Origin of the sequence: Lujinxingia litoralis (assembly GCF_003260125.1) — a bacterium.
Taxonomy (GTDB): Bacteria; Myxococcota_A; Bradymonadia; order Bradymonadales; family Bradymonadaceae; genus Lujinxingia; species Lujinxingia litoralis.
In genome coordinates, this window is sequence record NZ_QHKO01000013.1 from 1 (window position 1) to 13,904 (window position 13,904).

Here is a 13,904-nt window from a genome sequence, read left to right on the forward strand (position 1 = left end):
CGCGACACCTTCGCGAACGCCCCACCGAGGGGGTCGAGGGGGGCGCGACACCTTCGCGAACGCCCGCCAAGGGGGGCAACACCTCTGCGTGCCCTCTTGCCCCTCCCTCTCAGGCCGCAGCGATCTCCGCCGACCCATCGGCTCCCGCCGGCTCGCCAGACGCCGCGCCCCGGCGCCCGAAATACGCCATCATCACCCCGCCGGTGGCAAACATCACCAGGCTGTAAATGCCCCCGGGCACCGCCATCTGCCCCTGCATCAGGATCGACGTCGCGATCACGATCGCCAGCGTCCCATTCTGCATCCCCGACTCAATGGAAATCGCCAGCGCCTGCGGCAACTCCAGCTTCAGCATCTTCGACGACCAGAACCCGATGAGCATCATCGCCACGTTCAACCCGATCGTCACCGCCGCAAGCTCCGCAAAGTGATTGCGCAACACCTCAATATTCGCCGCAATGATCCCGATGAGCAGCACCACAAACACCACCACCGACCCCACCCGCGCCGGCCGCTCCAAGCGATCTGCAAGCGCAGGCTTACGCCAACGCAACACCATCCCCAGACTCACCGGCAACACCGTAATCCCCACGATCTGCCCGATGGTCTGCGCCAGCGGAAGCTGCACCGTCGTCGCCTCCCCCATAAAGAACCCCAGTGAAAACACAATGATCAGTGGAATCGTCACCACCGTCACAAATCCACTGATGGCCGTCAGCGTGATCGACAGCGCCGTATCCCCCCGCGAGACATGCGTGATCAAATTGGAAGTCACCCCGCCCGGACAGGCCGCAATGATCATCAACCCCACCGCCATCTCCGGACTCAACCCGAACGCCACCGCCAGCCCCAGCCCCACCAAGGGCAGCAATACCAGCTGATTGAGAAGCCCCACGGCCACCGCCTTCGGAAAGACGACCACCCTCTTAAAATCCTCCACCACCAGCGACAGCCCCATCCCCAGCATGATGATGAAGAGCGACAGCGGCAGCACCAACGACGTCAGAACACTCTCTTCCATTGCTCCCTCCGAGCCTCAGGCGCCCCGGCGACATGACATCACCGGGCGCATTCACCATTGAATCGTGAGCTCGAAGTATCCCCTCCCCCCTTTTCTGACGCAACTCCCCGCAACCCCGGCCGCCGCCCCCCGTCGGGGCCGACCGCCCCCCCCCAACCATCACCAACCCCAGGCCCAGTCCTGCTGCATGAAATTCGATATCGCGTCTCCGCGTTGCTGCTCCAAATCCACCAGGATCTGCGCCTCACTCTCCGTCGGCCCCACATCCGCAGCCAACTCCAACCCCAGAACCGTGCCACCCTCCCCATCAAGACTCGGCACATAGCTCCCGTTCAACTCACTCACGTCAAAGCGGTAGTTTACTTTTACGCGCTCCCCCTCCACCACCGCCCGAACCTCAAACGCCTCATCCAGCGCATCGCCCGCGACACTCGACACGCTGAAAATCAACGGAAGCTCCAGACGCGACTTACACACCTCGCTCTCCAGATAAAACGCATGGTCGCCGTCGCGCTCAATCATCACCGAAAGCTCCTCTCCACCGCTCGGAGACTCTTCGGCCTCCACCGTCGCCATTGTGCTCAACCCATCAAACACATCGCCCGGCACCACCCCACCGGGCGCCTCATCCTCCCAGAGCACAGCGGTCTCAATATAGTCGCAGACTTCGTTGCCATAGAGCGGTTCCGTTACTGAACACCCCGAAACCGCCCCCCCCCCCACCAACACCACCATCATCAGCTTCTTCATCGTATCCCCTCAGCGTTGCGCGACCTCATTCGGCTCGCATAGAAATGAGTGACCAGACCTATACCCTATTCAGGTTACGCACCACGTTTCAAGTACTGGCGAATTGTCGCGCCTGACCGCTCCCCCCTCCCCCCACAGCCCGCTCCACCTCTTCAACATACCGTGCTATGCTCCGGGCCAGCGCACACCGCAGGACGCGCTTAACCACACACTCAACTCCCTTTTATGGAGCCATATCAATGTTCAAACAGCTCGCCATCCTCTTCGCCATCGCGTTGACCCTGATTGCCTGCGACAACAAGTCCGAAGCTGAAGCTCCCGCCGAGGCCGAAGCCCCTGCCGAAGCCGAAGCCGAAGCTCCCGCCGAAGCCGAAGCTCCCGCCGAAGCCGAAGCTCCTGCGGCCGTCGAAGTCAGCGCCGAAGGCACCAAGTTCGATCCCCCGGTGAAGGCTGAGCAGCTCCCCGACGGGGTCTACTACTGCGACATGGGCACCGTGCACTACGCCATCGCCAACGACGGTGACACCCGCTGCCCGCTCTGCAACATGATGCTCACCAAGAAGGGCGCCGCCGAGGCGGGCCATGGTCATGCCCACGGACACGAAGGCCACGATCACGCCCACTGATCGCTGCCCTCTACCGGCCACACAAAAAAGCCCACCGCGCGATACGCGCGGTGGGCTTTTTTCGTCCGAGCCCGAAGAACTCGTCGCCCTCTTCGTTTACGACCTCATTCTGCGGCTCGCTCCGCGAGCACATCGGCCAGAAAAGCCCGATGCTCCCGCAGGTCCTCCCGTCGTTTAATCGGCAAAAAACGCGAGCGCACGCCGCTACGAGGCACCTCCACAAAACGGGTCTTCAGATACGCCGAGAGTTCCCCGGCCAGCCGCTCAAACTGCACCACCGAAGCGCCGTCGACCCGCTTGTGCACCATGAACCAGGTCAGCTCAAACCCACGCTCCAGCGCCGCCGCACTGAACATAAATGAGTTGGTATTAAAGACCGGGATCGTGCTCACATCAAAGCGCTTCGGAAAGCGAAACGCCTCCAGGATCTGCAACGCCCCATCGACCCGGGCCGGCATCCCGCCCTGATCGCCCGCAAGCTTCTGCACGACCTCCACGCTCATCTCCACCCCGCGTTCCTCGGCCGCCTCCACATGCGCCCCCACAATCACCGGGTCCAGATCGGCGAGCACATTATCGACGTTCGACATCAGCAGATAGCGTCCGCCGCGCGCCCGAAACGCCTGGAGCGCCCCGCGCCCCAGGGCCTCCACCACATCGCCATGCCCGGGCGCATAAAGCGTACTCCCGGCCGCGCGCCCCCGAAACACCTCCCCCTCAGGCGTCAACCTCACGCTTACGTTCTGCGTAAAGGGAAGCACCTGTTCCGGATCCATCCCGAAGTAATCATGGGCCTCCAGATGCGCGCGCGTCGGCATGTCCGTCGCAAAACTGTTCATCAAAAGCACCGGACAGCGCCCCCAGGCCCGCGCGTCGCCCATTTTCATCCCCAGAAACGAGCACCCCTCCAGCACCTCCACACACCCCTTCACAACCCCACCAAAGCGCGTGGCCATGCCTCCGTTCAGCACCAGCGCTCCGACCTCGCCTGCCCGCAACGCGGCCATGCCCCGCTCGTGAAGCTCCCGCTCCCGCACACTCCCGGGCGCCGGCAAGACCTCCACATCGTCAGGCGCCGGCCTCTCCACCTGTCCCCGTACCTGATTATCGGATTCCTGCCAGGCCCCCGACCTCAGCCGAGCGCGCAGTCGCGCGAACATCGCCTCATCAAAACCATGAGCTTGCAACAACGCGCGCTCCTCGTCCCTCAGCGATTCCATCACGCTCGAAACCATGCATCCCCTCGTCATTCAGATGTCTCGCCAGATCGGTCAGGGCATCGCGTCCCCTTCCACGACGCCCCCTCCCTGCGTACGAAGTCATCGCACTCGCAACTCGTAGCGCCCACCCTCGCCGCTCACCCGCACGTAATAGATTCCGGGATTCACCCGCCGAGCCAACGCAGTCTTACCACCCTCGGTGGTGGAAACTCCCAGGCGGTCGCCGGTCGCCCCCTGCAACTCCAACGTCATCTTGGCCTCACCGCGTTGAGCCCTCAGTGAGAAGGTCAACTCCCGGGCCTCATCCACCCGCACAAAGAACCAGTCTTCGCGGTCCCGGGGCGGCGAGATGGCATCGCTATGAGAGGCCCCCGGCGCGAGCTGGCGCGCCTGCATACGCGAACCGTCCGCGTCTCGCCCCTGCGCATACCCGACCGCGGCCACACCCAACACCAGGAGCATAACCCCGACGCCTGCCAGCGCTCGTCGACCTCTCTTCATCACCTACCTCCGCTGCTCACGCCGACCACCATCACGACATCACGCACATCGCATCTTACGCTCCTCTCCCGGGTCCGGGCAAAGCCCGCTTTACCTTCGATGCGACGCGCCCACGGCCTCGGACACACTCGCGTAGCCCCGACGCTCCAGCAACTCCAACAATTCCAGTTGCATCCGCCGGACCATCAGGGGCCCTTCGTACACAAAGCCCGTCCATACCTGGACCAACGAGGCTCCGGCCTCCAGCGCCTCCAGCGCGTCTTCGGCGTCAAAAATCCCGCCCACGCCCACAATCGGCACCTCCCCCCGAGTGCGCCGATAGATGTACCCGATCACCTCGCGGCTGCGTCGGGCCAACGGGCGTCCCGACACCCCGCCGGCGCCCAGCTCCTCCACCCCGGGGGCACGCAAGCCCTGCCGCGAAATCGTGGTGTTGGTCGCCACCACCCCGTCGATACCCACTTCCGCCACCACCTCGAGCACATCATCGATCGCCCCCTCTCCCAGGTCCGGCGCCATCTTCACCAGCAGGGGTGTACGACGAGTGCCCTCGCTCAACGACGCATTGAGCGCCTGCAGACTCCCCAGCAGCTCCCTCAAGGGTGCCTTTTCCTGCAACGAGCGCAGCCCCGGCGTATTGGGCGAGCTCACGTTGACCACCAGATAGTCTGCAAATCGATGCAGCTCGCGCAGGGTGGTGGCGTAATCCTCCCGAGCCCGATCCAGCGGTGTCACCTTCGACTTCCCGATATTGATGCCCAGCACCGGCTCCACCCGCAGCTCCTCCAGACGCCGCGCCACAGCCTGACTGCCCCCATTATTAAACCCCATCCGGTTGAGGAGCGCCTCGTCCTCCGTTAACCGAAAAAGCCGCGGCCGGGGATTTCCGGCCTGCGCCAGCGCGGTCACCGTCCCCACCTCGACATGCCCGAACCCCAGCGCCCCCAGGGCATTGACCCAGCGCGCATCCTTATCAAACCCCGCGGCCAGCCCCACCGGGTTTGCAAAATGCACGCCCCAGAGCTTCTGCCCCAGACGCGGGTCATCCACGCGCAACGCGCGCTGCGCCAGCTCTCGAATCGGAGCCGGGCGCATCAACCTCGACCACGCCCCCATCACCAGATAATGAGCCTGCTCGGCATCCAGGCCGAACAACACCCCTCGCACCGCCCGATACACGCGACTGCCTTTGCGCGCGCTCACACGCCGATCGTCTCGTAAGGGATGCTCTGCTCCTTATGCTCGGTACCATCATAAGACATCAACAACCCCTTCTCCTCGCGCATCGTCTCCAGACTCACCGGGCGCTTCCAGATGCGATAGATCGACTCCAACACCTCATGCGCGTAGTCCGCGCGAAGCTCGGTGCCCTCAAACTTGTGATGCAGGAGCAACTCGCGCCGATTCCGAAAATTTCCATCGCGCACGTAGATAAAGGGCTGGCCGAAGTTGGTCAGGGAGTCGAGCAGACGTCTCTTGATCTCCTCAAACTCGCGACTCTCGATCTCCCAGTGCCCACTTTTTCGATTGTACCCGTAGGTGAACATCTGGCTCTGGGAGGCGAACTCCTCGGTCAAAAACTCATCGATGAAGGTCACATCGTTGTAGAGCTTGCGCACCCGAAAGATCTGATCGCGCCCCAACCCCAGCTCCTTATCCCAGGAATCGCGTCGCTCCAGATCGTCGACCTCCTCCCACTCTTTGCCGAACTTGCCCTTGTTCCACCGATCCTCAATGTCCCGAAAGAGCGCCACCCCCAGCTTATAAGGGTTGAGCTGCCCCGGCGCGCTCGACATCACCCGGCTGTTAATGTCGGCAAAGTCGATGATTTCGGAGTCGTTCAGCACCCGGGTGGTCAGAATCTTGGAGTGCCAGTACGACGCCCACCCCTCGTTCATGATTTTCGTCTGCCCCTGCGGAGCGAAGTAATACGCCTCCTCGCGCATGATCGACAGAATGTCGGCCTCCCACCCCTCCAGCGGCGCATGCTCAAGCAAAAAGAGCATCACATCGCGCTCCGGCCGCCTGGGGAAGTGGCGGGCCTCTTCGGCCTCCTGAGCCATGCGCTTCTTCTGCTCTTCGATGAAGGACTGCGGATTGATGAACTCATCCATGTAGTCCTTGGCCTGAAACTTCGGCACCTCCCGCTGGCGCATCTCCTCGGGATTCATCTCCTCGCCACGCCGCTCAATGAAAGGGCTGTAATAATCGATCAGGTTATCGATCGAGAGGCACGTATCGATGAAGTTCTCCACCGCCTCAATACCCTGCCGGTCCGCGTAGCGCCGGATCCGCGCGCCGTGGTTAGCCATCTCATCGACCATCCGCCGGTTGGTTTTTGAGAAGTAATAGTTGTTCTTAAAGAAATCGACGTGTGCATACACGTGGGCGATCACCGTCTTCTGATCGACCAGATTATTCCCCTCCAACAGATAAGCATAAGAAGGGTCATTGTTGATGACCATCTCGTAGATCTTCGAGAGCCCGTACTCATAGCTCTTGGAGAGCTGCTCGTACTCCATCCCAAAACGCCAGTGCGGATAGCGCGTGGGAAAACCGCCGTACGAGGCGATCTCGTTCATCTGCTTATAGTCGACCGGCTCAAAGATCGTCTCAAAGAAGTCCAGTCCGAAGTCCTCGGCCACCTCTTTGATATGCGCGATGATCTCTTGAATCTGTGGCGATAATGCCTTCATGAAATACCTTCTCGTCGCAGGCTCATGGCGCTTCGTTACAGGCCCCGCCCCAAAAACTCTTTGATCGAATCGTAAATCCCGTCGCGGTTCTTGATCTCCGAGACCGTCACCCGTTCATGATCTCCGAAGTGCTCGTTGATATCTTTAATGAACTGTCCCGAGCCGTAGGGCGATTCTACCTGCCCGTAGCAGAAGAGATTGGCCTTGGGCAGCAAGCCCTCTTGCATCAACTTCATGCAGTCACCGGTATCATCCACCGACCAGTTATCGCCGTCGGAGAAATGAAAGAGGTACACGTTCCACTCATCGATCGCGTACTCCTCCTCCAGAATCTGCAACGCCAGCTTATAAGCACTCGAGATCATCGTCCCCCCCGACTCCCGGGTGCGGAAAAACGTCTCCCGGTCCACCTCTTTGGCCGTGGCATCGTGGATGATGTACCGGCTCTCAATGCCCTCATACTGACTGCGTAGCCACGTATCGATCCAGAACGACTCGATGCGTACGATCTCCTTCTGCTCATCGCCCATCGAGCCGGAGACATCCATCATATACAGGATCAATGCGTTGGATTCCGGGAGCGAGGTCTGCTTCCAGGAGCGGTAGCGCATATCCTCTTTGGTCGGGACGATGATCGGGTTGTCCGGGTTGTACTCTCCGCTGGCGATCATCCGCTGAAGCGCCGACTTATAGGTACGCTTAAAGTGCCGCAGGCTCTCCGGGCCGGTGGTGCGAATGCCCGAGTACTTATCCTTCACCGTCTCCAGCCGCTTCACTCCCCGGGGCTCAATATTGGGAAGCTCCAGTTCCTCGCCCATGATTTCCGCGAGCTCTTCCAGCGAGACATCGACCTCCACGCCGTGCTCGCCCTCCTGGTTGCCCGCCGGACCGGCCTGCCCGGGTGACTCCTCGCCCTGCCCCAGGCTATCCCCGGGCTGCCCCTCGCCCTGCCCCACCCCGCCCTGCTGCTTCTGGCTGAATCGAAAGCGCGGAATATCGATCCGGGGCAGCGGGACCTTCACAATGTCTTTGCCCTGGCGGCCGGTGATCTCACCCTGACTCATGTACTTGCGCAGGTTGCGTTTGATCTTGCCGCGTACGATCTGCTTAAAACGGCGATGATCCTGCTTGATCTTGTTCAATTCCGTCATGACTCAAATCCCTCGTCAGGCCATGCCCGACCCTGCGCCACCTGCTCAAAGAGAGCCGGCGCTCGCCCCGGCCAGGGAGCGGCGCCGACCCATCGAATCACCTCCGCGCCCGGATCACGACTGCTGCTTGGAGTCCCCACGCGCAAAGATGCTTGCCACAAAGTTAAGCACATCCGTGGCCGACTCCTCGTTGTAGCCGTAGTCGCGAATCAGACGCTGTTTGACGATATCGATCTTCTCCTGGGTATCGCGATCCACCACGTTGGAGACCACACTCGCCAGCTTGATCGAGTCCTTCTGATCCTCGAAGAGTTTGAGTTCCAATGCCTTCCGCAGGCGCTCGTTGGTCTGATAGGTGAACTGCTTCCCATCAATGGCCAACGCCCCGATGTAGTTCATGATCTCGCGGCGGAAGTCGTCTTTGCGGCTATCAGGGATATCGATCTTCTCCTCGATCGACCGCATCAAACGCTCATCGGGCTCCTCGTACTGACCGGTGTACTTATTCCGCACCTTCTCCTTCTGAGTGTAAGCTTTGACGTTGTCGATGTAGTTGGCGCAAAGCTTGGAAATCGCCTCTTCGTCGGCCGAAATCGCCCGTTGGACTTCGTTTTTAACGATGTCCTCGTACTCCTGCTTCACCACCGCCAGCATCTCCCGGTAGCGCCCTCGCTCATCTTCAGAACTGATCAGGCTGTGGTTCTTCAAACCTCCCTCCAGCTCATTCAACACCAGGAAGGGGTTAATGCTGCTCTCGGTCTTATCGCTGACCAGCGCATTGGAGAGCTTGTCCTGAATGTAGCGCGGACTCACCCCGGTGAGCCCCTCTCGCACCGTCTCCTTACGCAGCTCCTTGACGTTGTCCTGGGTGTACCCGGTGAGCGACTTCCCGTCGTAAAGTTTCAACTTCTGCAACAGGGTCAGGTCGTGCTTCTTCGGGTCTTCCAGACGCGTGAGCACCGCCCACATCGCCGCCATCTCAATCGTATGCGGAGCGATGTGTTTGCCTTTGACCTTCTCGTTGTTGAAGTCCTTTTTGTAGATGCGAATCTCTTCCTGATACTTGGTGATGTAGGGGATATCGATCTTGACCGTGCGGTCGCGCAACGCCTCCATGTATTCGTTGCCCAGGAGCTTGCGGTACTCCGGCTCGTTGGTGTGACCGATGATCACCTCGTCGATATCGGTCTGCGCGAATTTCTTGGGCTTGATCTTGCGCTCTTGCGTCGCTCCCAGCAGATCGTAGAGGAAGGCCACATCCAGCTTCAGGATCTCCACAAACTCGATGATGCCGCGGTTGGCCACGCAGAACTCACCATCGAAGTTGAACGCCCGCGGGTCGCTGTCGGAGCCATAAATGGCGATCTTGCGATAGTTAATGTCGCCGGTGAGCTCCGTCGAATCCTGGTTCTTTTCGTCTTTGGGCTGGAAGGTCCCGATGCCCACGCGATCTTTTTCGCTGAAGAGCATCCGCCTCACCCGCACATGCTCCATCACCCGGGTCCAGTCGCCGCCGTAGTGCCGCATCAGCTCCTTGAAGATGAAGCGGCTGGCCGGATTCAGATCCCCGCGCACCCGGATCGACTCGACGTTCTCCACCCCCAATTCCTCCAGCGCCCCGCGACGCCACTCCTGGGGAATGAGCTTGAGCGGCTCCTCATTCATCGGATCATGGAGTACCTCCTGTCCGCCCGTGAGGTGCTGGAGCTCCTCCGGCATCACCCAACTAAAGGTGTAGAGTCGCCCGTCTTCAGTGCGGGTGTACTCCTCCATCCCCTTCTTCAGCAGGCGAGCAATGGTCGACTTGGAGCTTCCCACCGGACCGTGAAGCAAGATGATGCGTTTCTCGGTGCCGTACTCATTGGCCGCCGCTTTAAAGACATTGACCAGGCGCATCAGCGGAATATCAAGCCCGTAGATCGCGTCGGCCCCACCGCTGATTTCATCCTTGAAGAAGTTATAGCGTACGATCTTCTTCTTATTGTCGATGTACTCCTCGGTCCCGTACGACATCACCATATCAAAGATGCGCTGGTAGGCGTTGCGCGTTATCCGCGTATCCTCGCGCACCAGATCGAGATACGCCTCGAAGCTCCCCTCCCAGTGCAGATCACGGTACTCGTCAATGTCATGGTGACGACCAATTTTATGCAGCAGGCTCTCTTTAGCGCTCATAGATGGTATTCTCCTGACGTCTCTCGAATGCGCTTCGATAATCGTATGAAGCTATCCCCACGACGCAACGCGGCGACCGCCTCTGGGCTGCGAATGACTACGGTAGAGCAACTTCTATGCCGGCTTGCTCTCGGAAAACCTCCCGGTTTGCCCGATGCCCGACATCATCATGATGTGCGATGCCAGCAGACTAGGAGACATCGCCTCCAGGCGAAACCCCTTTTCGAGCTTCACCCCCATGAGCATTCGCCATGGGATCAACCCGGAGGCGAATCAACTCTATTTCGCCCCTACCTCCAGCAAGGACGAGTGCCCCGGTGAGCATGTACACCATCCCTGACTTCGCCACCCTGCGGCGTACACTTGATCGTCTCTACACTCGCTACAGCCCACCACGACAGGGCGAGTCCGATGACATTCTGGGCACCCTGGTGCGTACGATCTTAAGTCAGCAGACCACCCGAGAGGCCACGGATCAGGCCTTCGGCCAGCTCCTGGAGCACTTCGAGGCCGACTTCCACCGCATCGCTCACGCCCCCTCCCACATCGTTGAAGATCGTATCCGCCGGGCCGGTCTGGCCTCCCAGAAGGCTCGCCGCATCCAGGCTTTGCTGCGCCAGATTCATCAAGAACGCGGGCAGTACACCCTGGAGCATCTGCACCAGATGGAGCCCGACCAGGCGCGTGCCTACCTTTTGAAATTCAAGGGCGTCGGCCCCAAAACTGCCGCCTTCACGCTGATGGCCGCTGCACGCATGCCCCTCTTCCCCATGGATACCCACATCTTCCGGATCTTCGAACGCCTGCGCTGGCTGGATCCCGCCCTTGGCGACGACGCGGCTCACCAGACCATGCAGGCGCTCATCCCCCCCGCCGATCGCCTGCCGGCACATATGGCACTGGTAGCCCATGGCCGTACCACCTGCCGGGCTCGAAACCCGCGCTGCGACGAGTGCCCCCTGACGGAAGATTGCCCCTTCGGCCAGCAGCTCCTGACCGAAGGCTAACCCTTCACGGCTGCTGGCGGCGCTGGGTCAACTCCAGCAACACGCGCCCGGTATCGGCCGGATGCATAAAGGTGATGAGCTTGCCGTGGGCGCCATCGATCGGCTCCTCGCTGAGCAGGCGCACACCGGCCTCCTCCATGCGCGCGCGCCAGGCCTCAATATCATCACACCCCAGCGCAATATGGTGAATTCCCTCCCCCTTCTTCTCCAGAAAACGCGCGATGGGGCTCTCCTCATGGAGGGGCTCCAGAAGCTCGATTTTGGCCTCTCCGAGCCTGAAGAAAGCGACCTTCACGCCCTGACTCTCCACCACTTCGGTCCCCTCATAGGCCAGGCCCAGCACATCGCGATATAGAACTGAACTGGCCTCCACCGAGCGCACAGCAATGCCAATATGATCGATCTTCTCCAACATGTTCACTCCCTGGGGTTGCATCCGCCGCGAAGCGGCCGCGTTGCGGGGAGATCCTCACGCATGCTAACCTCTCGCCCGTCGCAAACCGTCAACTGAGACCTTTCTTTCTTCCGGACTGGCCGGTGTCTACTTACGAGATCACCCATACCATTCGACTGCCTGCTGAGCATCCCGCGCCGCTCGATGCACTCGGTGATTTCTTTGTCCACAACGGTTACATGCCCCGTCCCTCCGAGGACGCTGAGCTCATGCTAACCCGGGGCACCCCGGGGGCTGGATGGCGCACCTCTGAGATGAGCGGGCTGGGAACCGAACTTCGCCTGCAGGCGCTCCAAGAAGAAGTACAAGCGCACTACATCATCGACGTACGGGGCCAGCGGCTCAACGACACCGAGCGGGCCTTCTGGAAACGTGAAGTCCGTGCCGCCGAAGCCTTCCTGACCGACCCCGAACAACTCGTCGATGTACGTGACCAGGAGCAGCAGCGCGCCCGAATCGCTCGTAGACGGATGCGCCGCGGCGGCCTGACCGCGGCCATCGCGACCGCATTTATCGTATCCGCCCTCTTCTTTCTCATTAGCCAACTAGGGCTCGTCTAAGCCTAGCGCCGTTTGGCATACCACCTCTGGAGGTATGCATGCGCCGTCTCCACATCTCGATTCAAACCTCTGATGGCAAGCGCGCTCGCCAAGCCATCGCCGATCATTTTCCCTTCCGGCTGGGCCGTCAGCTCGATAACGACCTCCCCATCCCATTTACCAGCATCTCCGGCCGCCACTTAAGCATCGACCTGCAGGGCGAACAGATCCTGGTCACCGATCTGGGGAGCACCAACGGCACCTTCATTGGCACCCATCGGCTCAGCTCACATCATCCCACCGCCGTCGCCCAGCATCACCCCCTGCGCATCGGCGACCTGACGCTGAACATGCACCTGGTCGACGCCTCCAACGAGCCTTATACCACGGCGCAATCCGCCACCTCACTGCATCAGCAGGTCCATCACGCCCTCGATGAGAGCGACGCCTCGGAGCTGCAGGCCTTCTTCGAAATTCTGAGCGGTCCGGGCAGCGGACGGCGCTTTGCTCTGGGCGGCGAGGCCCGCATCACGCTGGGAGGAAGCCGCGAGGCGTCCATCTGTCTGCCGGACGCCTCGCTCCCGGACCAGGTGGCCACCGTGCACACCGAGGCCTCCCGATACATCCTCACCCCGCTGGGCACCGCCGAGCTTCTCCTGGACCAGCAGCCCGTGCAGAGCCCGACCCCGGTTGCCAGTGGGGCCCGTCTGCAAATCGGCAGCTGTGAACTCCTGCTCTACGATCCTCTCGAAGCTCTGGTGGCTCCCCGCAACCTTCCCAGCCCTGCCTCTCGCCCCACCGTAAACCTCTCCGAGGAGCAGACAGCTCCCCCTCCGACCACGGATTCACCCGCTCCAGAGACTTCCCCGCCTCCCCCGGAGCCCGACGCCGCCCCGGCTCGGGCGAGCACCGAGCGCAAACCCACCGCGCTCTCACTGAGCGCTCCGGCCCGGCCACGGTTAGGCCTGGAGCACCTTCTTTTAGCCGGCGGCCTGGTGCTTTTTGCTGCAACTGGCGCCCTGCTATGGGCCTTTCTCTAGCCCGGATACAGGAAAAGCCCGACGCAGACGCGTCGGGCTCTCTTCGTAGACCACAGCCGGGAGCAACCAAGTGCCGCTCCCTTGTACCCTCAGACTTCCACGATCTCGGCTTCCTTTTTCGCCAGCATCGCGTCGATCTTGTTGGCAAACTCCTCGGTCAGGCTATTGATCTTCTCATAGCCCTTGTGCATCTCGTCTTCGGTGATCTCGGAGTCTTTCTCCAGCTGCTTGACCATATCATTGGCATCGCGGCGCTGGTTGCGCAGCGCGATCTTATGGTCTTCCCCCGTGCGACGGGCGACCTTCACCAGCTCCTGACGACGTTCCCCGGTCAGCGCGGGAATGGGCACCCGGATCAGCGTACCGTCGTTGGAAGGGTTCAACCCCAGGTCCGACATCTGAATGGCCTTCTCAATGTCGGAGATAATGTTCTTCTCCCAGGGCTGAATGGTGATCAGCCGGGGCTCCGGCACACGCAGGGTGGCCACCTGGCTCAGCGGCGAGGGCGAGCCGTAGTAGTCCACGCGTACGCCATCGAGCATGTTGACGTTGGCCCGACCGGTACGGATCTTGGTCAGCTCGCGACGCAGCTTGTCGAGCGTCTGTTCATAATCGCTGCGCAGACCATCGATGACTTCCTGAACCATTTTATCTTCCTCTCATCACATAACAGGCCGTCGCTACACACGCCGGGGAATCTCTTCACCCGGCGCGCTTTGACGAG

Annotated in this window: 14 protein-coding genes; 4 read left to right on the plus strand and 10 right to left on the minus strand. The window is 61.0% G+C overall.

What is annotated here, in order from left to right:
* Positions 1-109 precede the first annotated feature (109 nt).
* On the minus strand, positions 110-1,021 hold the full coding sequence (locus DL240_RS18175; RefSeq protein WP_111731325.1) for a bile acid:sodium symporter family protein: 912 nt from the start codon (positions 1,019-1,021) through the stop codon (positions 110-112).
* 159 nt (positions 1,022-1,180) lie between these two features.
* The gene (locus DL240_RS18180) at positions 1,181-1,771 is read right to left on the minus strand and encodes a hypothetical protein (RefSeq protein WP_111731326.1); all 591 of its coding nucleotides are present in this window, start codon (positions 1,769-1,771) and stop codon (positions 1,181-1,183) included.
* Between the two features lie 239 nt (positions 1,772-2,010).
* On the opposite strand from DL240_RS18180, the gene DL240_RS18185 reads away from it, so the two are divergent.
* On the plus strand, positions 2,011-2,397 hold the full coding sequence (locus tag DL240_RS18185; protein ID WP_111731327.1) for a hypothetical protein: 387 nt from the start codon (positions 2,011-2,013) through the stop codon (positions 2,395-2,397).
* A gap of 104 nt (positions 2,398-2,501) precedes the next feature.
* Here the strand turns inward: DL240_RS18185 and DL240_RS18190 are convergent, their stop codons facing one another.
* The 6 genes from DL240_RS18190 to DL240_RS18215 all read right to left on the minus strand — a co-directional run bounded on the left by DL240_RS18190 (position 2,502) and on the right by DL240_RS18215 (position 10,140).
* Complete coding sequence (locus DL240_RS18190; RefSeq protein WP_158542755.1) at positions 2,502-3,632, minus strand: UTP--glucose-1-phosphate uridylyltransferase; 1,131 nt, start codon at positions 3,630-3,632, stop codon at positions 2,502-2,504.
* 84 nt (positions 3,633-3,716) lie between these two features.
* A complete protein-coding gene (locus tag DL240_RS18195) occupies positions 3,717-4,118 on the minus strand; it encodes a hypothetical protein (protein ID WP_111731329.1) in 402 nt (133 codons plus the stop codon).
* Between the two features lie 90 nt (positions 4,119-4,208).
* Positions 4,209-5,321 carry a quinone-dependent dihydroorotate dehydrogenase gene (locus tag DL240_RS18200; RefSeq protein ID WP_199589863.1) on the minus strand — a complete coding sequence of 371 codons (1,113 nt, stop codon included), beginning with the start codon at positions 5,319-5,321 and terminating at the stop codon, positions 4,209-4,211.
* On the minus strand, positions 5,318-6,814 hold the full coding sequence (locus DL240_RS18205) for a SpoVR family protein (RefSeq protein ID WP_111731330.1): 1,497 nt from the start codon (positions 6,812-6,814) through the stop codon (positions 5,318-5,320). Before DL240_RS18205 ends, DL240_RS18200 begins: the two co-directional genes overlap by 4 nt.
* Positions 6,815-6,849: 35 nt before the next feature.
* Complete coding sequence (locus DL240_RS18210; RefSeq protein WP_111731331.1) at positions 6,850-7,965, minus strand: DUF444 family protein; 1,116 nt, start codon at positions 7,963-7,965, stop codon at positions 6,850-6,852.
* A gap of 114 nt (positions 7,966-8,079) precedes the next feature.
* Positions 8,080-10,140 (minus strand): PrkA family serine protein kinase, encoded by a 2,061-nt coding sequence (locus DL240_RS18215; RefSeq protein WP_111731332.1) that lies wholly within the window; start codon positions 10,138-10,140, stop codon positions 8,080-8,082.
* Positions 10,141-10,463: 323 nt separating this feature from the next.
* On the opposite strand from DL240_RS18215, the gene DL240_RS18220 reads away from it, so the two are divergent.
* Complete coding sequence (locus DL240_RS18220) at positions 10,464-11,147, plus strand: endonuclease III domain-containing protein (protein ID WP_233497089.1); 684 nt, start codon at positions 10,464-10,466, stop codon at positions 11,145-11,147.
* Between the two features lie 4 nt (positions 11,148-11,151).
* Here DL240_RS18220 and mce read toward each other — a convergent pair whose 3' ends face one another.
* Positions 11,152-11,562 carry a methylmalonyl-CoA epimerase gene (mce, locus tag DL240_RS18225; RefSeq protein WP_111731334.1) on the minus strand — a complete coding sequence of 137 codons (411 nt, stop codon included), beginning with the start codon at positions 11,560-11,562 and terminating at the stop codon, positions 11,152-11,154.
* 122 nt (positions 11,563-11,684) lie between these two features.
* Here mce and DL240_RS18230 point away from each other — a divergent pair, with 122 nt between their 5' ends.
* On the plus strand, positions 11,685-12,161 hold the full coding sequence (locus tag DL240_RS18230; RefSeq protein WP_111731335.1) for a hypothetical protein: 477 nt from the start codon (positions 11,685-11,687) through the stop codon (positions 12,159-12,161).
* A 38-nt stretch (positions 12,162-12,199) separates the two neighbouring features.
* Complete coding sequence (locus DL240_RS18235) at positions 12,200-13,180, plus strand: FHA domain-containing protein (RefSeq protein ID WP_111731336.1); 981 nt, start codon at positions 12,200-12,202, stop codon at positions 13,178-13,180.
* A gap of 89 nt (positions 13,181-13,269) precedes the next feature.
* On the opposite strand, the gene frr is transcribed toward DL240_RS18235, so the two are convergent.
* Positions 13,270-13,827 carry a ribosome recycling factor gene (frr, locus tag DL240_RS18240; RefSeq protein ID WP_111731337.1) on the minus strand — a complete coding sequence of 186 codons (558 nt, stop codon included), beginning with the start codon at positions 13,825-13,827 and terminating at the stop codon, positions 13,270-13,272.
* Positions 13,828-13,904 lie beyond the last annotated feature (77 nt).